Raw genomic sequence first — 19,049 nt, forward strand, 5'->3', positions numbered from 1 at the left:
AATCCCGCGATTCCATTAGTCAATAGCGATGTTTTCTTTGCAACGTTAGCGATGGATGACCCCATATCGTTTATGCTTGTGCTAGTTGAACGGCTTGCCCGATCCATCTGCTCCAGCATTTTCGTAATACGTCGTAACTGAGCGGTTCCTCTGTCACGAACACGGAATACGGCTGAAAGTTCCAAAAAATCACCACCCTACCCTTCTGAGCTCCGATTCGATTTCATCCTCGATCCACTCCATCCACTTCTGTTGATTCTGCTGTGCAGGCTTATCGAGGAACTTTTTCTCACCGTTGACGTTTTTACCGCCCGCATTTTCTTCATGAATATAGTAGGCGTAATTGAATCGCCTTGCTCCGCGAGTTGCGTTTGCACTAATCTCAACGCCTGAACCGTCATTTTCCGCAAATACCTCCGCCTTTATCTGCCTACGCAAGTTACTCGTATCCAACGGTGCAGCATCAACCGACTCAGCTTTCCAATCGTTCTTAACGTCTGTTAAACCGTTTAGCAATGCCGTACCGACAGCCTCTGGCGATCTCCTTAACGCTCGATCTAATTGTGATAAGTCAAAATTAAATTCCGTAGACATTACGAGCCACCACCATTCATGCCGCTAATAACGTAATCAAACTCTTTGCATACACGTTTAAAATCATCGAGCACATCTTGTCCCTCTACTTGTTTAATAGCTAGTGTGAGTGCCTCTAGTATTTTTCCTGCTGCTAATGACCATTGAGCATCGGTTACTACAGCCTGTAACAATCCAGTCTTGATGTCGTTAGCATAGCGAATGTAATCAACGTCAACTTTAAAATTGTGCTTGTCGATATAATTAACGGCACCGCCTGCTTTTGCTACTATTTGTTTTCCATTCATTCCTTGTATCCTCCTTGCGTTTTTATACAAAAAAATAAGCGCCGTAGCCGGTAGAAGCCACGACGCCCAAATGTTCGGAGATTGGACACCAGGTTTTCCACGCCTAGTGCCCTATGACAATTTACAGCCTCGTAGGTTAGACACGACTTACGCCGTATCAAAGGCTTGGTGACGGAATAATCCGCCGTAATAAAAAAGAGGCTGCGAAATTTAATCGCTAACCTCTTGGAAACTATTAACCTAAGTTTTTAATGCGAGCGTGCGCTTTTTCTTGCTTAAACTCTAACGTATATTCCCCGATAACCATACCAGACTTTCGGTCACCATTCTCCGGTAATTCCTTATGGAAGAATGATCGACCACCTAAAGGCTTAATTGCCATACGGTTAATATCGACGAAGAAGATTTCATCGTCTTTTACGTTGTTATTCATAATGATTGGGAATTCACCAAAGTCGGTCACTAACTTATCAACTGTCTGTCCACGTGACGTCTCTGATTGAACAATGCGGACTTTATCGCTTTGCAAATCGCTAATAGCAACCTTTTGCACCGGTGAAACGATGTAAGCGTATTGACCACCGCCAGCTAATCCGCCGTTTTTAAACACTACATGCGCAATATCACGTAGCATAGTTAAATTAATCGCTTTATTACTAGCATTAGTTACATTGGTTTTAATGAATTGACGAATCCCACTCATTTGTCGTACAGAACCATCATCGTACTTAATACCACCGATTAACGCCTTTTCAAGTTGCAACGCAAGTTCTAATTGCTTTTTAGCTTTTTCGTAGTTGTATAAGTCGTCAATACCATATTGCGATACTTCTTCCGCAGATCCCGTTACTGAAACAGTGTCAGTAAAGATTTGTGTATAGTTATCGACGCGAGTGCGTTGCTTACTTCGAGCCTGTGTTGCGTCAGCACCTTCCGCTTTCTTAACGAATTGGAATGCAAGCTTATCGCCTACCGCAATTGGAGCTGCATCTGTAACCGAGTAGCCACGCTCAACTGTAATTGTTTTGTCAAATGCGTTTACACCTGTTACAAGTAAACGTTCTTCGTTAACATCTACGATAGCATCAACCACGAACGGCTCCACGCTATCAACCGCAATAGTTGTCTCGCTCTCCGCTGCTGGCGAGGTAGCTGTCGCAGTTGTTGCGAACATCTCATCCTCATACCAAATATGCGCTGTATTTGTTGTTGGTGCGCTAAACCCTAAAAGGTTAATTAAAGGTGTCTGATTAGGATTTAATAATAAGATCTCATCTACTACCGATTCTTTTTTACCCACTAAATTTGTTGATTTAATTGTATTGTTTGTCATTATCGATTACCTCCGAATTTTTGTAGTGTTTGTTTTAGTTTTGTATAATAAGCAACATCTTCGGCACGTCCGCTACGTTTAGCAACTGTAGCTGCGTCTTGTAATTGCGCCTCATAGACTGCTCGCTCATTTGTTGGTCCGCCATTTGTTGGAGAGCCGACTGGCTTTGGCTTTGGCTTAGGCTTTACCCCCGATAAAACTGCGACTAGTTCATCTAATGAATCACCATTGAGTTTTTTCGGATTTAAAAACGGACGCAACTTATCAAAGTTAGTCACGCCCGCTTGTTCAAATTTTGATTGGATTTCTTGTTCCATCGAACTTGCTTCTTGTTCGGCAATTTTTGCTCTAAGCTCGTCTAATTCTCTTGCCTTTTCAAGCAACTCGTCTATATCCGGTGTTTCTTGTGCTGGCTGCTCGTCGACTTGCTCAGTAACCTCGATTTGTTCTTCTGTCATTTACTCACCCCCTTCGGAAATCACTTGAATGTAATCAGATAATTGTCGAATTAATTCTGCACTCTTTTTTCGCTCGCGACCTAAACGTTTTTTAATGAGCGAATTAACTTCCTCTTGAGTAAATAACTTTGGTTCTACGGCTACTTCGTGTTTTTCGTTTGTCATAAATATTTCCTCCCTTTTGTTTTGGACACCCTTGAAATTTTGCTACGTATATTGACATGAATCTGTCGTTTCGCTTGATTTAAGCGACGATAGAACACTAGGTAAGGTATTTGTTCCTCCGAATGCTAGCCCGTGTTTAACGACGGTGTTTCCACGATTTCATGTACACTTTTGTTAATGCATTTTTCAATACGCTTCGCTGCTCGATAGTCCGACTCGGGAACTCGCCATTGCAAGCCGACAACTCGTCCATTCTTTTGATATGTTGCTATGATGCTCCAATCTCGCGACCTTTTAATGTTGCGAATTTCACGATCATGCGAGGTATCGATGTAGAGTGCGAAACTTGCGTTATCTAAACGCCACAAATCAGCGGACAAAATAATAAACCTCCTTTACAAAGTCACCATTTTGTGTTAATGTTAAATTGGATATTTATATGAATTTTCCTTTAAAATATCTAAAAAAGAATAGAATTCATCCGTTTTTTCAGAATGAAATATTTGATTAAATGAAACTAAAAAGCTTTCGCTTGGATTTCTTCGCATATTTTCAATATCATTCACAGCACTACGAGAAAAACCAAGCATTTCTGCAAACTCTCTTTGCGTTAATTTCTTATGTTTACGCATTCCATAAATTTCCCACAGTAAATCCATTGTCTCCCTCCTCATTTGATTTATCGTGTTTCATTTAGACGCTACTACCCCAAAAATAAATGTGGGCTTAATCCGCCCTTAATACTTATATAGGGGATTTTCCGACGTATATTTCACTTCTCCAGTGGTAATATTTACAGTTAAAAACGGCTTAAACTCGGGCTTTTCAGCACGTTTTCGTTGCTTACCTTTCATCGGTGACGTGGCGATTCCTTTAACATTCCTACGCTCAATTGCTTCTATAGGTTTGGCTACCTCACGCATCCTAGCTGTGTCTCCGATATGTTCAGCGGTCTGCTCTACGTAGAAATAGACAGGTAAATATGAGCCATGCTTTTTATATCGCTCCGTGGCTTCATAATCAGCTTTACGGCATTGTTCACAACAATTTCGACTATCCGTTCGTTTAGAATCTCCCTGGCGGATATTATCACCTTCTATCGGAAACATATTTAAGCAGTATTTGTAACGGCAACTTCTGAATTTCTTGCGCTCTGCTCGGTAATAATCCCAATCCAAACGGTCAGTATACGTAGATAATGCATCACTTCCGAAGATCAGCAAGCGCATCAAGTACGTGGCAATTGAATACCACTCCATTAACGAAACTATATCGTTATATAAGTCTTGCAACGTGAAGTCTGAACGTTCGATATAGGAGCGATCAGTAACAGGTGGACATATGCGGGCTTTTTCTTGCTCAGCACTCTCCGATTCCTTTATCAACTGCAACGCATCATATTCTAACGAACCTATTGGCGCACGCTTTAAATACACCTCGTCAACATTCGCAAATCGTTCTAGGATCGACGGCTTTTTTGGCTTCGGAAAATCTTTACTATACAACGGTTTATGTCGGGCTTTTAGAATCTTTTCTACGAAAACAGAACCAGGATATACATTTTCATACGTTATTGGGATACCTTCTGCTTCTGCGATTTCTATTAATGCACGACCCACTTTTCTTAATTTAGCTGCGACTGCTTTCGTCATTGGCTGATTCCTCCTCGGTTATTCTCATAGTCTAAAATTTAGACTGCGAGCCTTCTTTTGCTCTATCTCTCTTATATCTACAATCAATAATATATTTAGCGATATTACTAGCCCGTCTATTTGCGTCTTTTTGCAAATAGCGGAATATCTTTAAATCTTTATACACTAGGTCTTTATCGTTAAGTCTTTATATATACTAATAAACGAGATAGTCGAGGTCTAAAAATCAGACTGTGACAATTCAATATCTTGACCACGTACCGGAATCAACTTATCAAAAGCAGCTTTTTTCGCATCTATACGCTCGACCTTAGCCAACTTCTTCTCGTAATTCGGAATCGCATCCGGGAATCGTGTGATAAACTCTACCTCGTCATCAATCAACACATTGAATGTATAAGCATGACTACCACGCGAACCACGCTTAAAAATATTAATCATACCTAAATCACATAACGTTTGAGTGGCTGCCGATATAGTACCCCGACTTATATTTAAATCGATTTCCATCGCGTCAAATGAAGGCCAACTGTATCGTCGACCGATGTTATAGTTCTTTAACAAATACGCGTAAACTAACAAAGTCGTTGCTTTAAAATCCGGGTGTAATGTGTAAACGGTTAAAACAGCATTTTGAACAGCTACCCAACCGCCCTCATAATCGTAAGGCAAAGCCTTTTGTACATCTTTTTTAGCATCCGTCATAAAATCGTGTCTCCTTTAGCTGCTTAATTGTTTGGCTGCGGATAATTATCGTTTCTATCGTTGAAAGGTTTGCGCTAATGCCTTTTGCAAAGCCGGAGTATCTTCGAAAATAAAACAAGTATACCTCGGTGACTTACGGCAAGGCTCAACGCCTATAATGCGATGTCCCTTCGATGTTAAATCGTTTACCACACGTAATGAACGTATTACTTTAATGCGGTTCGTCATATTGGTGCACCTCCTAAAAGATAGTACCGAGCACCGTTTGACACTCGGCGTAATTTGGTTTATTTTGTTTGGAACTCAGCAATTGCCATCGCCTCGACTAAAGGACTAAATGCCACTTCTTCTACTGCGGCATCATAATTCCATTCACTTTCCCCATCTCGGAAATTTAGCATCGCAAAGACTGCTTCGACAGCAATTCCCTCAAACTCCACTTCCTTTCCGTTGATGTAACATATGTCATCTTCAACAGACACCTCTAATAAACGGTTTCCACCTAATGTTTCGTAAAGGGTAATTTCATATGCTGTATCTTCACTTGTATGTCCGTAGCAGTCTGTGTCAATGCGGTGATTTTTGCTGAAAATAACATGAAACAGACCATCATCGCCCTCAAGCGCTAAGGCTACCTTCGATTGGAATGTTGGCATCTCTGTAATAGAAGCTAATGCTGCAACCGGAACATTCGAAACAGGACCACCCACAATACTGCCTACTGTACCGCCCATTTTTTCATTCGCAATTGCTAACGCTTCATCATGCGAAACTTCAATACCATTAACTACGATGTGATTTTCGTCGAAGAATAGCGCTGTAAATACAATTTCACCGTTAACACTCCAAACATTAACAACATAAAATTCTTCGGCAGGAGTATCCAAAATAGGACTTGCCTTACTTACTCCAATTCCATAAAATTTATCTTCACTGCCTGGAAACATAGGTGTTAAAAGCATAGCTGACTCCGCAAGCATCTCCGTGAAACTTTCTAACTTCTCTAAAATTGTTGTTTGATTTACCATAATAAAATCTCTCCCTATTGTTTGGTTTTGTTTTGTTATATGTGAACGCCGATTGATCGACGGAATTGCCTCCTACTATATATAGCTCGGTAAAACTTTGTTTTTTGGGACAAGTTTTAAAAAATAATTCCTACTATATATTCCCGAGTAAAATTTTATTTCGTTAACACTTTTCAAAAAATCACCTCTTACTATACATAGCAGACTCAAACCTCTGTTTTTGGGACAATTTGCAGAAAACATTCTTCTACTATTAAGTACCGAGTAAAAAGCTATATTTGATATCACCTTTAAAGAAAAACCTTTTCCTACTGACTTATATCCATAAAATTTCCGTTTGTCGCACTTTTTTTAAAATTAAATTCCGTCCCTACTAAACTAATATAGATAAAAAATGGGTTTCGCACACTTTCAGATAGTCTTTTTGTGTCTATTTTGTGACAATCAGATAATTAACCTCTCTACTAAACTTATATACATAAAAATTAAAAACCGTACACTTTTACGAAAATAAATTTCAAAATGCGATAGTCAATTACTTGCATTTCGTTACCTCCTTACTTACAACCCACAGCAACATACTCCTATCTGCAACAAATTCGCAAAATTAATTCAAAATAAGTCGAAATACCTACGAACTATATCGTAAAATATAGTTTGCTATCGACAGTGAATCGATGCTCTCCCTTTGTGATTGTTCGTTTTAAGGCATTCTAGTCTCCGGATGATAAATACATCTACTACGTTGCTAGGACACCTAAATCAACGGGTTTAGCAAGGTAAAACAAAAGGCTAGAGAAACGTTTGCAGCCGCCTCTAGCCTCGTTGGTCGATGTTGCAGCAAAGACCGTTTCCCATCTATATAAAACGCTCCAAGTTTTGTGATGAACGTCCGCCAAAACGTTCAGCTTTCCTTCTCTATCGATCGTCCGTCGCCAATCCGCAACTGTGCTGTATATTCTCGAATGTATGTAAACGTGTCAGAAATCCGTCTAATCACGTTTCAAGTCGCCTTCACCTTTAATGTTAGACGTGCGCCAATCACGTTAATCGGTGGGAAGTAAGACGCGCCTATACGTCCGCTAAATGGTCATCCTGAGCAAACTACGTATAATTTACCGTATCAAATTCCTGTATCAGCGTCCGATACCGTAGTTTTCAGCTTGATATTACGTATTAAGCAATTTTAGCTGTTAGTAATCGTAAGTATCCTCTTAGCATCTTCCGTCTTATATCATCACCGGCACATTTTAAAATGTCAGCAGCATCTTCGTAATCTAAGCAATAATCTTCATCGTCGATAAATAGCGTTGCTTCTCGCTCCTGGTCGCAAGTAACAAGTTGAATATCCTCCGCTAAATGCGTTGTGACTATCGAAACTACCTTATTTTCGTCTACTGCTACGTGTTCAATTGTTTGATCCATCTGTAAATGCCCCCTCTTTATTCTTTATGGTTTAAATTTAAACGAATTCGTTTAATAAGTCAACAACTTTACACGAAAAAGTTTAAAAATATTTACAAACGTGTTATTGTAGAGTAAAAAGGGGTGTTTAATATGAATATTAAAAATGAAATTAAGAGCTATTTGGCAGCTACTGGTATTACTATGACTGAACTTGTTGAAAGATTAAATGAGGATTTACCTGCGGATAAAAAGACGTCAGTACAAAACTTATCGAACAAATTGAGTCGTGGATCCTTACGCTATGATGAGGCACAACAAATCGCTATTGCAGTTGGTAAGCGTATAGAGTGGGTAGACAACAAAAAAGACGACGACCAATAACGGCTATCGTCTTTCATATTTTCACTAACGTGATAAAACTATGCATTTCTCGCTCTGATTGTTTTGCTTCAAGTTTTTATTAGTTATTATTTTTTAAACAAATCTTTAGTATCTCAAAAATAATCATACAAACACAAGTTACAACACTGACAATTAATGTAGCTATTTCCACTGTTTTATCACCTGCCAATTATAAAAGTTTAAGAATAAAACCTCTAATAAAATCAACAAGCTAGATTTCGAGTACGAAAAAAAAGCAAAAAAAGCAAGCCTCGACACTAGCCAAACACTAAAAGTCTTTATTAGAGAAAATTAGTGTTCAGGCAGGTCTCCTGGCTTAGCTTCTTCCGCTGATTACCTTCCCGTACTCAAAGTACAGTGGATATTAATCATTGTCAGCTTCACAGTTGTTGGACAGCGTCGGAATAGTACCGAACTTCCCTTTTAAACTATATATAGTAGTACCAAAACATCAAATATGTTATTTTATTCTATATATAGAATAATTCTTTATGAAAAATAAGTCAATTATTAATAGACTTTTTATTGATTAAATTTAAAGCTTCCTAGAAAAAGCGCATGCCGACTAATTGGCTGCGCTCTTGTTTTCCTCTATTATGTTTTTTACTTTCTTATTCTTCTTTCGTTTAGGCGTCGTCGGCAAGTTATATTTCTCCGTTTGCTCACGGACTTTCTCCGCAAATTCCTTTAACTTTTCTTGGTTATACATCAAACACATACACCGTCCTTTATCACTTTTCTTACTGATATGTAGATGATTTCTTATATATGTATCTGCGACAAAACAAAAAGTATTATAGGTTAAATAGAGCGGAGCCTACCGTCTTTTCTTGTTTTTATTTTTTATATTTGTGTTTCTATTTTTTAAATAATCGGGATTCTTTTTTCGTACTTCATCATCGCTAACTTTTGCATCTTTATCCTCAATCAACTTCCCTTTATAATATCCCAATATAAATGAGCATGTGGTTGTTAAAAAGAATAGATCTACTAAAAATTGTACCTTCTTTAATTTAAAATTCCCTTCTAAATGTCCCACAACAGCCGAAGAAAATGATAAGAAAATTAGAACAATGACCATATCTAACACTTTAGATTTACCAGTATCGCCTAAAAAAATATATGCTATTGCTCCTATTCCTACAGATGCAGTAACTAATATTCCCGATAATACTATTAGTAAATTATTAATATTTTCAATAGAATCAACTTCTCTAAAGTATAAGACAGACAAATACAAAACCCACAATGATGCAACCGCAGCCCAAACTTTACTAAAAGTACTGTTCATAAATACCACCCATAAATTATTAATAATGTTAATTATAGTACATAGTAGCGTTATAATGTTGGTGGGAGGTGAAAAAATGATTGATATTAAAGAAAAATATGCATTAGAAATCCAAGAAATTAAGGATATTTTCAACAAATTGGAAAAAGGTCATATATATTTACCTGGTGTTTATACAAGCGATCGTTCTAACGGATCCATTGAACATAATATAACTGACCTTAAACAAAAACTTAATATATTGTTTAATAAAATCGAAAAGAACTTAGATTCAGATTCAGACAAACTAAATGATATATTTAAGTAATCTTCTTGACAACAGCACCCAATTTCAGCAGAATGGCTGCTCGCTCCAGGAAATCGGCGCAGAGGCGTTACCTATTATCGCTAGATACGTAGAAATACGTAAATAGCAACAATAAGTAACAACCGCATATTTCAGCGTCATGGTGACGTCCGAGGTTTTCTCGTATGCTCCTGTTAGATTGGGATATTCCTATCCGTATGTACTCGTCTAATTATCGTCCTAGACGTGCGGTAGTCCTTAATTGAGCGTATTTGTACGCTGATTGTCCGCTTGTACATGCTTACCCTAGCCGTAACTAGCCGATAAACCATGCCCGCGCCCTTGATGGTGGCGCTCACCAATTCGTCGCAACCGTAACAGGAAACGGCTTGACCTGCGATATAGCCGAATTTATTGCGTTGGCCCGGCGTAACCTGACGTGTTTTTTAACGACGCTTAACGGCTTCTCGTCAGTGAGCGTTCCTAAAAAAGACAATAGGAAAGCAGACCTTTGCATTTTACGTTTTTTTCGAGTAAAATGAAGGCATATCATCGCTCATATTCAGTTGTGAGTGAAACACTTATGCTGGCGGGCATATTTGTGTTAAATCGGAATAAGAAAGGTCTAGCGTTGCAAGCGCTAGGCTTTTTCTTTTATCTAAATTCACGTAGCTTGTCCGCTACTTCTTCCGGATCAAGATGCAAATAACGGGCAGTTACAGCAAAGTCACTATGACCTAACGCCTTTGAAACAAGCGCTAAATCTCCGTTACTGCGTTTATAGATATCTTTGGCAAAACCTCTGCGAAGTGCGTGCGGATTGATATTCTCGATACCATATTTCCGCTTATAATAATTCAATCGTTTAGCAATCGCATTAGACTTAGGTGACTCGTCATTAACGATGCCTTTACCCTGATGCGTTAGAAATACGAATTTATTCTCCAATCCCTTTTCTTCACGAATAATCAAATTCTGATTGAACAAAACTTCGAATATTTTCTGTAACCGCATATCAAACGGCAATAAAATAACTTTCCGATTCTTTAATAGTGCGCCGTCAATACGGAGTAAACGATTCTCTAAATCCACATGACGTTCCTCCAATGCAGATAATGTCGCAAGTCGGATACCTGTTTGATACATCGTTAATATCGCAGCAGCATCCCTCAACTCAATAAAATTAGATAGGTCGAGCTGGCGCAGAACATTAAATACATCATCTTCCGTTGCTCCAACTTTAATAGGCTCGTCTACGCGAATATTGATATTCCTCCAAAACATATCGTTTAGCCAACCATTATTAAAACACTTGCCCAGAAACGCGCAAAAACACTTCAAACGAACGCGCTTTGTTGTATCCTTTACTTTCATTTGCCCTAACCATTCGTAAATGGCATCGGCATCTATAGCAAGCAAGTATTCAACATCTGTCTTACGAACAAAATCGTTTACGTAGGTTTCATAATCGTGAACAGTACGCTCACGCAATCCGCTCGCTCGCATCTGTCTTACGATAATTTCTAACGCTTTTTCGATAGATAGCGCAGACCTCGGATTAACAACGATCGGGTTCCTACTATCCTCCACGCTGAATATTCCGTTTAAATCCGCACTTACATTTAACCCGTTTCTTTTTTTAGACAACGTAAAAAAACCTCCTAACGTTTAGTTAGAAGGCGTTTCAATTTCCGCAGTTAGACCGCTTCATTGACCGCTATAAAACTACGCTAGAAGGTTGATTTGACGCGGTTTATACCGCAATATTGACGTCCCAGGAGGGATTCGAACCCCCGACCGACGGCTTAGAAGGCCGTTGCTCTATCCTGCTGAGCTACTGAGACATGATGTCATCTCTATATAAACTATATTAAGGACAATATTTATTATATGTGCTTTAAAGCATAATGTCAACATTAATTTTACTATGAAGGCAAGGTTTGCCTCATCATTAAAATTATATGATTTCACATATCCCTTTATGCCATTTCTCAAAACTATTTTTGCTAATCATAACAGATTTTTTGCTAAAATAATCAAAAACAAAACACTGGAAGATCCTAAAATGTTTAAAGATGAAGTAGTAGCCGTAACTGTTGGTACTCTAGGGATTGGCAAAGGCATTGTACTTGCATATGCGTGCCAATGTTATAATTGCCGGTATAAATAAAGAATTATTGGAGCAAGGTTATTCTGTTTTTTTGTTCAAACAGTTATTACGAAAGAACAAGACATTGTCTCATTAATGCAAAAAGCAGTTGATCATTTTGGTACTATCCATATTTTAATAAATAATGCAGGGAAATTTCAACATAAATCTCTTTACGACGTAACTTTGGATGAATGAAATGATTTGACTCAAACAAATTTAATGAATGTACACGCACTGAGATGTCAGAGCCCCATTCCGAAGCCTATGCAGCAACAAAAGGTGGGATTGTCGCATTAATACATGCTTTAGTACGATCGTAGGTCCAGATAATATTACCGTTAATTGTATTTCACCTGGTTGGATTGAAACAGGTGATTATGAACAGCTTCGTCACATTGATCACGAGAAGCATTTATTGGGGCATATAGGCGTGCCTGAAGACATTGCACAAGCTTATTTATACTTAGCAAGCCCAACGAATTATTTTGTCACTGGCATTAATCTAACTGTCGATGGTAGGATGACGAAGAAAATAATGTATGAAGAATAATTAGATTCACTTCTTTCATATCTGGAAGCACCTCAGAGTATTCTACATTAGAAAGAATATTAGAAGGAGTGGTTTACATTGTTCCCCTATCAATACGGAAATTATGGAAATCCTTTAAGTGCGTTCTATAATGCCCCTAACACTCAATATACTGCACCGATTCGCCATTTTTTGAAACCTTCGAACGATAATCGGCGCTGTATTAGTAAAGCTGAAGCTGATTTTATGGCAATGAATCGTTTATTATGGATGGAGCACGTCAATTGGACGAGGATGACGATTATAAGTATTGTTTTTGGCTTACCTGACTTACCGTTTGTGCAGGAACGATTGCTACGAAATGCGACGGACTTAGGCAATTGTCTACGTCCATTTTACGGTGACCAAATTGCTGATCGTTATGCTGAACTGATTAAAGAACATCTTATTCTTGCAGCCCAGTTAGTGACTGCAGCTGCTAAAGGGGATGCAGCAACAGCAGAGGCAAAAGAAAAGGAATGGTATCGTAATGCTGACGAAATTGCAATATTTTTGAATCAAATAAATCCATACTTGAGTGTAGAGGCAGTGCAAAAAATGTTCTATACTCATTTAGCTTTAACAAAAAAGGAAGCCGAGACAATGATTCAGAAAAACTATCAAGCAGATGTACAAATTTTTGATGTCATTGAGGCAGAGGCACTTGCTATGTCGGATATGATTGCTAGTGCCATTGTGATGCAATTTTGTTATCTTTTTTATTAATGCTATTAATAAAACCAGCTCTTTTGACAAAGTTATTTTGTTAACGGAGCTGGTTTTTCATTTCCAATATTGGTGAAAAAATTCTAGCCTTTTTATTCTTAGAATAATGAGCTATTGGATGAATTCCTTGTATCGTTTCTTTCACAAAAGGAGCTAGTGTATTGCTTGTAATGTTAATGCTAACACGTTGCAACTGCCATGGCGTATGGCTTATATCTATGCGTAATAAGGAATTTTTCCATGTTGACCAAGAATGATAACGTTCCACTAACCATTTTTCTAAGGTAGAACTAATTATTGCACTAGAAATCGGTTGATAGGAAATCTGCAATCTTTCATCCAGTGCTCCATGATATAAACTTGTAAAAGAAAAATTGTTACCTCTTTGTTTTAAAGATATTTTTGAATGTCGATATGATAGACTGCCCTTTGTAGCTATTTGTACAATAAAACGATTCGTAACATCTAAGTTAAAAAAATAGATACCTTTCATGCCGTTATATGTAACATATGTGCGGACATTAAGCTGTAAATAGGAATCCATCCCAGGAAATGGTGGTAGAAATCTCAGGCGTTGTCCTTTTACTTTAAAAAGGACAACACTAAGCCAAGCTTTATTATTATAGAGATCCAGTTGCAATTCTTGAGGGATGTACGGCTCTATCTCACTAGGTGATATTGGCCAATGTAAAAACAACACATCTTGCCATATTTGCGTCATAATCCACGGTTTGCTCCACATAAAATAACTCCCTTCTGTAGTAAAATTCTTTCCTACAAAGGAGTTATTCAAACTATAATGACTATTTTTGTTCTGAATCGAACGTTTCTTTTTCAACATATCGGTAATATAAATTGCGTAATTCGGATTCTTTATAATTGCCTAAATGACTTTTAAATTGAGGATGAACTAAAATTCCATGATCTCGAAGTTGCTTAACAAACCAACCTTTTGAATACTTATGCACTTTACACATTCTCCTTCACTTATATTCATACATAGCGTATGCTCAGGAGTTTTGTGTGGTTACGGCTTATTGCATAAAAAAAACGAAGGAATTTATCCCTCGTTTTTAACTTATGTGCCACAAAAAGTACGATATGGTTGATTAGACAGAGTTGGCAATGTTGCATACTCCTGTTGCTCCTTCGTATGTGCAAAAGGATGCGCAAGGGCATTCAGTAATCGTTCCATTACACTGTAGTCTCCCTGTTCAACAGCAGCCTCTAATGCTTCTTCTACACGGTGATTTCGTGGAACTACTGCTGGATTATGATCACGCATTAGTTGTTGAGACATATCTGTTGTTTCCTGTTGTCTTTCACGTCTTGCAAGCCAGTTCTGATGCCATTCTTTAAATTCTTTTGTACTAAATAACTTTGATTCATCTAATTTATCGAAGGTTAATGCGATAAATGTATTCGTATAGTCTGCCTGATACTGCTGCATTAATTTTAGAAGCTCTTCAATTAATACTTCGTCCTGATCTTCTTCGTTAAATAGTCCAAGTTTTGCCCGCATACCTGCTAACCAATTGGCATAATACAACTGAGAATAGTGTTGTAATGCGTCTTGAGCTAAGTTTATGGCATCTTCTTGATTTTCATGGATTAACGGTAATAATGATTCAGCAAATCGTGTCAAATTCCACGCTCCAATATTAGGCTGGTTACCATAAGCATAACGACCTTGTCGATCAATAGAGCTAAATACTGTCGCTGGATCATAGATATCCATAAAAGCGCATGGACCGTAATCAATTGTCTCACCACTAATGGCCATATTATCTGTGTTCATGACACCATGAATAAAACCAACTAGCTGCCATTTTGCAATGAGAGATGCTTGCTTTTTCATGACTTCCTGAAGTAGGTAAAGATAACGATTTTGGGCTTCATCAGCATTGGAAAAATGACGTGCCAAAGCATAATCTGCCAAAGCTTTGAGCTCCTCCTCAGTTCCCCAGTTTGCAGCATATTGGAAAGTTCCGACTCTCAAATGACTGCTAGCAATACGAGTTAAAACTGCACCAGGAAGCTCGGTTTCACGGAGGATCGTTTCGCCTGTAGTCACGACAGCTAGACTTCGAGTGGTCGGAATGCCGAGTGCATACATAGCTTCACTTATAATATATTCTCGCAGCATTGGGCCAAGTGCTGCTCTGCCATCTCCACCTCGGGAATAAGGCGTTCTCCCTGAGCCTTTAAGTGCAATATCAAATCGTTCATGATTTGGTGTTATTTGTTCACCTAATAACAATGCTCTTCCATCTCCAAGCATATTAAAATGACCAAATTGATGCCCAGCATAAGCTTGTGCAATGGGTGTGCCACCAGTTGGGCAATTGTTACCTGCAAAAATCGCGACCGCTTCTTCGTTTTGCAAAGCATCGATGTTCAATCCAAGTGACTGCGCGACCGGCTCATTTACCATTATTAATTTTGGTGAGCGAACTGGATTTAAAGTGAGTGATGTATAAAAAATGCTTGGTAGGCGAGTATAGCTATTATCAAAATTCCATCCTTTTGTATTGTCCATGTTTTCTCCTTTGTTCGTTTACAGTTATTTTTTCTTCTTCATCATAAACAATTCATAGCCATTTTTTCCATTTAGCCCTTATAAAACAAAAACGCTTTGAGTTTATTAAAACTTAAGCGTTTTTGTTCCATCATTTTCGTATAAACTTGTGAGTGGAAATACAATTATTATCATCCGTAATGAACTTTACTTCAAAATACGTATCTTCAATCTCGACAAGGGCAAAGCTTTTTTCTTTACGACCACGTGGTTTTAATAAGCTCCCCGGATTTAAAAATAACACATCCTCAATCATTTCAGCACCAAGAATATGAGAGTGACCAAAACATGCAATTTGTGCGTCTACCTCTTTGGCACGATATGATAATGACAAGATTGAAGTTTTAACATTGAATAAATGACCATGTGTTAGAAAGACTGTTACGTTCCCTATATCGAATACTGCTTCATCCGGAAAGGCTTGATCGATATCACAATTTCCTCGTACTTTCTTCATGCCATCTAGTGCTTTATGTGAGAATGGAAGCTCACTATCTCCACAATGAATGAAAGTATCGACATTTGGGTAAAAGTCACGAACTTTTTCAATCACATTACTATCGCCATGTGTATCACTCATGACCAGTATTTGCATGGATATCACCTCTTATTTTATAAGATTCGGCAATTGTTCCTTCAACTTACGAATCGCATTCCCACGATGGGAAACTGCTCCCTTTTCTTCGGCTGTTAGTTCAGCCATCATACGATTTAAGCTTGGTACGAAGAAGACAGGATCATAACCAAATCCATTTGTACCACGTTTTTCGTGTGCAATGACACCTTCACAAGTACCAAAAACTGTTGTCGTTTCAAAATCAGGGCCAGCAATAGCAATGCAACAGCAGAAGCGTGCTGTACGCTTTTCATCTTCGACATTTTTTAGGTTTTCTAATAGCTTAACCATGTTTGCTTCATCATCATGGTCACCAGCATAACGTGCAGAATAAACACCAGGCTCACCATTTAATGCGTCAACAGCTAAGCCACTATCATCAGCAATAACAATTGTGCGTAGCTCTTTTGCCAAAGTTTCTGCCTTTATGATTGCATTTTCCTCAAAGGTAGTGCCTGTTTCTTCTATTTCCATTTCTGATGCAACATCAAACATCGTTACTACTTCATAGCCAAGTGGACCAAATAATGCTTCGAAATCTTTTGCTTTTCCTTTATTTTTAGTGGCAATCACTACTTGATTCATGTTATTCATTTCCTCCCACTTTGTTAGCCAATTCACCTAATGTCTCTTTTTGAAGTGCAATCAATTGTTGAATGCCCTTTTCACCTAACGCCAGCAGTTCATTTAATTCTTCACGAGAAAACGTTGCTTCTTCGCCTGTCCCTTGTAGTTCAACAAATTGACCTGCTCCTGTCATAACGATATTCATATCTACGGCAGCAGCGACATCTTCAACGTAGTTTAAGTCTAAAACTGCCCCTTGATCCTCTACAATTCCAACACTTGTTGCAGCTAAATAATCTGTCACTGGGAATTTTACTAGTTGTTTTTCTTCTGCAAGTTTGGCAATTGCTTGTGTCATCGCAACAAATGCTCCTGTAATTGAGGCTGTACGTGTGCCTCCATCTGCTTGAATCACATCACAATCAATCCATACAGTACGCTCACCAAGTGCTTCTAGGTCAACGACAGCACGTAATGCACGCCCAATTAAACGTTGGATTTCCATTGTACGGCCATTGACTTTGCCACGAGATGATTCGCGCGCTGTACGCTGTGCTGTTGCACGAGGTAGCATCGAGTACTCTGCAGTAATCCAACCTTTGCCTTGTCCACGTAAAAACCCAGGAACCTTATCCTCAATCGTTGCTGTACAAATTACTTTTGTATTGCCTACTTGAATTAAAACTGAGCCTTCTGGGTGTAATAGATACTCACTATCTATTTTCACAGGACGCAGTGCATCTACATTTCTTCCATCAAATCTTGTCATCATTTTTTCCTCCTAAAAACTTTCGCGCCCTCATCTTACCATAATTTTAACCTTCAAAAAAGTGCATGGTCCGTTATGTAAAATGCTAAAAACGGCAAAAATCAGCCTAGCACCATTGCTAAGCTGATTTTTTATTTTAATGTAATACGTTTTATATTAAGAGTACCTTGCTCAAGCCAATTTTCAGCAATCGAACGGAAAATTGGAACAGAACCAGTTGGATAAAATTTATGAGCAGGTACTGCATCTGGGTCAGCCAAAGTGCCATTATACGCAAGCATTTCTTGAACATCCTTCGCTGTTTCCTCTGCGGAAGATAGTACAAAAACTTCTTCTCCGACAACAGTTTCAATTTGTTTTTGTAATATTGGATAATGCGTACATCCTAATATGACTGTATCAAATTGTTCATTTTTCAACGGCTTTAAGCCTTCTTCAATTAATTTATTTGCAAATTCACCTTTATATTCGCCACTTTCTACAAGTGGTACGAATGTTGGACATGCTAGTGGAATAATATGTGTTGACGTATTCAATGACAGTAATGCTTCCTCATACGCCCCACTTTTAATTGTTCCTTCTGTTGCAAGCACAACGACTTCATGTCGCTTCGTTTTCTTTACAGCTGCACGTGCGCCAGCATTAATAACGCCTAGTACCGGAAAAGGCATATTTCTTTGTAAACTTTCGAGTGCTACTGCAGTCGCTGTATTACAAGCAATGACGAGCATTTTGATATTCATTTTCTCTAGTGCTTTTGCCATTTGCCAAGTGAAATTTCGTACTTCCTGACGAGTTCTCGGACCATACGGACATCTTGCTGTATCACCAATATAATAGATCGTTTCGTTTGGTAATCGCTTCATTATTTCTTTTGCTACGGTTAAACCGCCTACTCCTGAGTCAATAACGCCTATCGGGGCATTCATACTTTCCGCCTCAATCCTGTTTCATGTGTACATGTAGTTTTTCTAAATAGCTTGATAATTGAGCGACTTCTTGTTCGTTAAAACCAACAAGCTTCTCTTGCAAATATTGCTGTCTTTTTTCAATTACTTCTTGAATAATACGTTCGCCTTTTTCGAGAAGATGAACAACAACGACACGACGATCATTTTCGTCACGCACACGCTTGACTAATTCATTTTTCTCCATTCGGTCCACTAAATCTGTTGTTGTACTAAAAGCTAAGTATAATCGGTTTGACAAGTCGCCAATTGTTATATCTCCAAGCTCTTCTAACCACTGTAATGCAACAAACTGTGGCGGCGTAATCATATATTGTGAAACAATTTCTCTTCCTTTTTGTTTCACAATCGCCGCTATATAGCGTAATTCCTTTTCAACCGTTGCAACGGTTTCAGGTGAGTGCTTTGTTACTTCATCCGACATATAACTATTTCACTCCTAAAAATACGTTGAATAGTTCTATTTTGTCGTTTTTTTTCTAAAATAGCAAGTGTCC

Annotated in this window: 26 protein-coding genes, 1 tRNA gene, 1 pseudogene and 1 riboswitch; of the genes and pseudogenes, 5 read left to right on the forward strand and 23 right to left on the reverse strand. The window is 38.4% G+C overall.

Annotated features, from left to right (window positions below):
* Window positions 1–189: 189 nt before the first annotated feature.
* From QRN68_RS06670 to QRN68_RS06720, 11 genes are all read right to left on the reverse strand, one after another.
* Window positions 190–594 (reverse strand): hypothetical protein, encoded by a 405-nt coding sequence (locus tag QRN68_RS06670; RefSeq protein ID WP_285395980.1) that lies wholly within the window; start codon window positions 592–594, stop codon window positions 190–192.
* Window positions 594–881, reverse strand: a complete 288-nt coding sequence (locus QRN68_RS06675) for a hypothetical protein (protein ID WP_285395982.1) — start codon at window positions 879–881, stop codon at window positions 594–596. Before QRN68_RS06675 ends, QRN68_RS06670 begins: the two co-directional genes overlap by 1 nt.
* Before the next feature lie 235 nt (window positions 882–1,116).
* Window positions 1,117–2,214: an SU10 major capsid protein gene (locus QRN68_RS06680; protein ID WP_285395983.1), complete on the reverse strand. Its 1,098-nt coding sequence runs from the start codon at window positions 2,212–2,214 to the stop codon at window positions 1,117–1,119.
* On the reverse strand, window positions 2,214–2,672 hold the full coding sequence (locus QRN68_RS06685; RefSeq protein WP_285395984.1) for a hypothetical protein: 459 nt from the start codon (window positions 2,670–2,672) through the stop codon (window positions 2,214–2,216). The genes QRN68_RS06680 and QRN68_RS06685 overlap by 1 nt, the downstream gene beginning before the upstream one ends.
* Window positions 2,673–2,837: a hypothetical protein gene (locus QRN68_RS06690; RefSeq protein ID WP_285395985.1), complete on the reverse strand. Its 165-nt coding sequence runs from the start codon at window positions 2,835–2,837 to the stop codon at window positions 2,673–2,675.
* A 125-nt stretch (window positions 2,838–2,962) separates the two neighbouring features.
* A complete protein-coding gene (locus QRN68_RS06695) occupies window positions 2,963–3,217 on the reverse strand; it encodes a hypothetical protein (RefSeq protein ID WP_285395986.1) in 255 nt (84 codons plus the stop codon).
* A 42-nt stretch (window positions 3,218–3,259) separates the two neighbouring features.
* Window positions 3,260–3,496 carry a helix-turn-helix domain-containing protein gene (locus QRN68_RS06700; protein ID WP_285395987.1) on the reverse strand — a complete coding sequence of 79 codons (237 nt, stop codon included), beginning with the start codon at window positions 3,494–3,496 and terminating at the stop codon, window positions 3,260–3,262.
* A 78-nt stretch (window positions 3,497–3,574) separates the two neighbouring features.
* Window positions 3,575–4,489 carry a hypothetical protein gene (locus QRN68_RS06705; RefSeq protein WP_285395988.1) on the reverse strand — a complete coding sequence of 305 codons (915 nt, stop codon included), beginning with the start codon at window positions 4,487–4,489 and terminating at the stop codon, window positions 3,575–3,577.
* A gap of 219 nt (window positions 4,490–4,708) precedes the next feature.
* Window positions 4,709–5,194, reverse strand: coding sequence for a helix-turn-helix domain-containing protein (locus QRN68_RS06710; RefSeq protein ID WP_285395989.1), 486 nt, complete (start codon window positions 5,192–5,194; stop codon window positions 4,709–4,711).
* 54 nt (window positions 5,195–5,248) lie between these two features.
* Window positions 5,249–5,422, reverse strand: a complete 174-nt coding sequence (locus QRN68_RS06715; RefSeq protein ID WP_285395990.1) for a hypothetical protein — start codon at window positions 5,420–5,422, stop codon at window positions 5,249–5,251.
* A gap of 59 nt (window positions 5,423–5,481) precedes the next feature.
* Window positions 5,482–6,222 carry a hypothetical protein gene (locus QRN68_RS06720; RefSeq protein WP_285395991.1) on the reverse strand — a complete coding sequence of 247 codons (741 nt, stop codon included), beginning with the start codon at window positions 6,220–6,222 and terminating at the stop codon, window positions 5,482–5,484.
* Window positions 6,223–7,103: 881 nt separating this feature from the next.
* On the opposite strand from QRN68_RS06720, the gene QRN68_RS06725 reads away from it, so the two are divergent.
* Window positions 7,104–7,286 carry a hypothetical protein gene (locus tag QRN68_RS06725; RefSeq protein WP_285395992.1) on the forward strand — a complete coding sequence of 61 codons (183 nt, stop codon included), beginning with the start codon at window positions 7,104–7,106 and terminating at the stop codon, window positions 7,284–7,286.
* Window positions 7,287–7,398: 112 nt separating this feature from the next.
* Here the strand turns inward: QRN68_RS06725 and QRN68_RS06730 are convergent, their stop codons facing one another.
* Window positions 7,399–7,647: a hypothetical protein gene (locus QRN68_RS06730; protein WP_285395993.1), complete on the reverse strand. Its 249-nt coding sequence runs from the start codon at window positions 7,645–7,647 to the stop codon at window positions 7,399–7,401.
* Between the two features lie 132 nt (window positions 7,648–7,779).
* On the opposite strand from QRN68_RS06730, the gene QRN68_RS06735 reads away from it, so the two are divergent.
* Window positions 7,780–8,010, forward strand: a complete 231-nt coding sequence (locus QRN68_RS06735; protein WP_285395994.1) for a DUF6471 domain-containing protein — start codon at window positions 7,780–7,782, stop codon at window positions 8,008–8,010.
* A 305-nt stretch (window positions 8,011–8,315) separates the two neighbouring features.
* A riboswitch (cobalamin riboswitch) is annotated at window positions 8,316–8,494 on the reverse strand.
* Window positions 8,495–8,848: 354 nt separating this feature from the next.
* On the opposite strand, the gene QRN68_RS06740 is transcribed toward QRN68_RS06735, so the two are convergent.
* Entirely contained in the window at window positions 8,849–9,322 is a 474-nt protein-coding gene (locus tag QRN68_RS06740) for a hypothetical protein (protein ID WP_285395995.1), read from the reverse strand.
* A gap of 76 nt (window positions 9,323–9,398) precedes the next feature.
* Between QRN68_RS06740 and QRN68_RS06745 the strand changes: the two genes are divergently transcribed.
* Window positions 9,399–9,629 carry a hypothetical protein gene (locus tag QRN68_RS06745; protein WP_285395996.1) on the forward strand — a complete coding sequence of 77 codons (231 nt, stop codon included), beginning with the start codon at window positions 9,399–9,401 and terminating at the stop codon, window positions 9,627–9,629.
* A 633-nt stretch (window positions 9,630–10,262) separates the two neighbouring features.
* Here QRN68_RS06745 and QRN68_RS06750 read toward each other — a convergent pair.
* A complete protein-coding gene (locus tag QRN68_RS06750; protein WP_285395997.1) occupies window positions 10,263–11,255 on the reverse strand; it encodes a tyrosine-type recombinase/integrase in 993 nt (330 codons plus the stop codon).
* A 123-nt stretch (window positions 11,256–11,378) separates the two neighbouring features.
* Window positions 11,379–11,452 (reverse strand) — tRNA-Arg (locus tag QRN68_RS06755).
* A 221-nt stretch (window positions 11,453–11,673) separates the two neighbouring features.
* On the opposite strand from QRN68_RS06755, the pseudogene QRN68_RS06765 reads away from it, so the two are divergent.
* Window positions 11,674–12,310: pseudogene (locus tag QRN68_RS06765) on the forward strand (SDR family NAD(P)-dependent oxidoreductase).
* Window positions 12,311–12,388: 78 nt separating this feature from the next.
* Window positions 12,389–13,054, forward strand: a complete 666-nt coding sequence (locus tag QRN68_RS06770; protein ID WP_285395999.1) for a hypothetical protein — start codon at window positions 12,389–12,391, stop codon at window positions 13,052–13,054.
* 40 nt (window positions 13,055–13,094) lie between these two features.
* Here QRN68_RS06770 and QRN68_RS06775 read toward each other — a convergent pair whose 3' ends face one another.
* The 8 genes from QRN68_RS06775 to QRN68_RS06810 form a co-directional block, all read right to left on the reverse strand.
* A complete protein-coding gene (locus tag QRN68_RS06775; protein WP_285396000.1) occupies window positions 13,095–13,775 on the reverse strand; it encodes a YqjF family protein in 681 nt (226 codons plus the stop codon).
* An 82-nt stretch (window positions 13,776–13,857) separates the two neighbouring features.
* Window positions 13,858–14,031, reverse strand: coding sequence for a DUF2639 domain-containing protein (locus tag QRN68_RS06780; RefSeq protein WP_285396001.1), 174 nt, complete (start codon window positions 14,029–14,031; stop codon window positions 13,858–13,860).
* A 101-nt stretch (window positions 14,032–14,132) separates the two neighbouring features.
* Window positions 14,133–15,593, reverse strand: coding sequence for a protein adenylyltransferase SelO (locus tag QRN68_RS06785; RefSeq protein ID WP_285396002.1), 1,461 nt, complete (start codon window positions 15,591–15,593; stop codon window positions 14,133–14,135).
* A 130-nt stretch (window positions 15,594–15,723) separates the two neighbouring features.
* Complete coding sequence (locus QRN68_RS06790) at window positions 15,724–16,227, reverse strand: metallophosphoesterase (protein WP_285396003.1); 504 nt, start codon at window positions 16,225–16,227, stop codon at window positions 15,724–15,726.
* 12 nt (window positions 16,228–16,239) lie between these two features.
* Entirely contained in the window at window positions 16,240–16,833 is a 594-nt protein-coding gene (locus QRN68_RS06795; protein ID WP_285396004.1) for an XTP/dITP diphosphatase, read from the reverse strand.
* 1 nt (window position 16,834) lies between these two features.
* On the reverse strand, window positions 16,835–17,584 hold the full coding sequence (rph, locus tag QRN68_RS06800; protein WP_285396005.1) for a ribonuclease PH: 750 nt from the start codon (window positions 17,582–17,584) through the stop codon (window positions 16,835–16,837).
* 131 nt (window positions 17,585–17,715) lie between these two features.
* On the reverse strand, window positions 17,716–18,513 hold the full coding sequence (gene racE / locus QRN68_RS06805; protein ID WP_285396006.1) for a glutamate racemase: 798 nt from the start codon (window positions 18,511–18,513) through the stop codon (window positions 17,716–17,718).
* Between the two features lie 10 nt (window positions 18,514–18,523).
* Complete coding sequence (locus tag QRN68_RS06810) at window positions 18,524–18,976, reverse strand: MarR family winged helix-turn-helix transcriptional regulator (RefSeq protein WP_285396007.1); 453 nt, start codon at window positions 18,974–18,976, stop codon at window positions 18,524–18,526.
* Window positions 18,977–19,049 lie beyond the last annotated feature (73 nt).

Source organism: Lysinibacillus sp. fls2-241-R2A-57, assembly GCF_030209535.1.
Classification (GTDB): Bacteria; Bacillota; Bacilli; order Bacillales_A; family Planococcaceae; genus Lysinibacillus.

Coding starts and splice junctions, on each gene's coding strand:
- QRN68_RS06670 (WP_285395980.1), bottom strand. CDS start 594: ATGTCTACGGAATTTAATTTTGACTTATCACAATTAGATCGAGCGTTA.
- QRN68_RS06675 (WP_285395982.1), bottom strand. CDS start 881: ATGAATGGAAAACAAATAGTAGCAAAAGCAGGCGGTGCCGTTAATTAT.
- QRN68_RS06680 (WP_285395983.1), bottom strand. CDS start 2,214: ATGACAAACAATACAATTAAATCAACAAATTTAGTGGGTAAAAAAGAA.
- QRN68_RS06685 (WP_285395984.1), bottom strand. CDS start 2,672: ATGACAGAAGAACAAATCGAGGTTACTGAGCAAGTCGACGAGCAGCCA.
- QRN68_RS06690 (WP_285395985.1), bottom strand. CDS start 2,837: ATGACAAACGAAAAACACGAAGTAGCCGTAGAACCAAAGTTATTTACT.
- QRN68_RS06700 (WP_285395987.1), bottom strand. CDS start 3,496: ATGGATTTACTGTGGGAAATTTATGGAATGCGTAAACATAAGAAATTA.
- QRN68_RS06705 (WP_285395988.1), bottom strand. CDS start 4,489: ATGACGAAAGCAGTCGCAGCTAAATTAAGAAAAGTGGGTCGTGCATTA.
- QRN68_RS06710 (WP_285395989.1), bottom strand. CDS start 5,194: ATGACGGATGCTAAAAAAGATGTACAAAAGGCTTTGCCTTACGATTAT.
- QRN68_RS06715 (WP_285395990.1), bottom strand. CDS start 5,422: ATGACGAACCGCATTAAAGTAATACGTTCATTACGTGTGGTAAACGAT.
- QRN68_RS06720 (WP_285395991.1), bottom strand. CDS start 6,222: ATGGTAAATCAAACAACAATTTTAGAGAAGTTAGAAAGTTTCACGGAG.
- QRN68_RS06730 (WP_285395993.1), bottom strand. CDS start 7,647: ATGGATCAAACAATTGAACACGTAGCAGTAGACGAAAATAAGGTAGTT.
- QRN68_RS06735 (WP_285395994.1), top strand. CDS start 7,780: ATGAATATTAAAAATGAAATTAAGAGCTATTTGGCAGCTACTGGTATT.
- QRN68_RS06740 (WP_285395995.1), bottom strand. CDS start 9,322: ATGAACAGTACTTTTAGTAAAGTTTGGGCTGCGGTTGCATCATTGTGG.
- QRN68_RS06745 (WP_285395996.1), top strand. CDS start 9,399: ATGATTGATATTAAAGAAAAATATGCATTAGAAATCCAAGAAATTAAG.
- QRN68_RS06775 (WP_285396000.1), bottom strand. CDS start 13,775: ATGACGCAAATATGGCAAGATGTGTTGTTTTTACATTGGCCAATATCA.
- QRN68_RS06780 (WP_285396001.1), bottom strand. CDS start 14,031: ATGTGTAAAGTGCATAAGTATTCAAAAGGTTGGTTTGTTAAGCAACTT.
- QRN68_RS06785 (WP_285396002.1), bottom strand. CDS start 15,593: ATGGACAATACAAAAGGATGGAATTTTGATAATAGCTATACTCGCCTA.
- QRN68_RS06790 (WP_285396003.1), bottom strand. CDS start 16,227: ATGCAAATACTGGTCATGAGTGATACACATGGCGATAGTAATGTGATT.
- QRN68_RS06795 (WP_285396004.1), bottom strand. CDS start 16,833: ATGAATCAAGTAGTGATTGCCACTAAAAATAAAGGAAAAGCAAAAGAT.
- rph (WP_285396005.1), bottom strand. CDS start 17,584: ATGACAAGATTTGATGGAAGAAATGTAGATGCACTGCGTCCTGTGAAA.
- racE (WP_285396006.1), bottom strand. CDS start 18,513: ATGAATGCCCCGATAGGCGTTATTGACTCAGGAGTAGGCGGTTTAACC.
- QRN68_RS06810 (WP_285396007.1), bottom strand. CDS start 18,976: ATGTCGGATGAAGTAACAAAGCACTCACCTGAAACCGTTGCAACGGTT.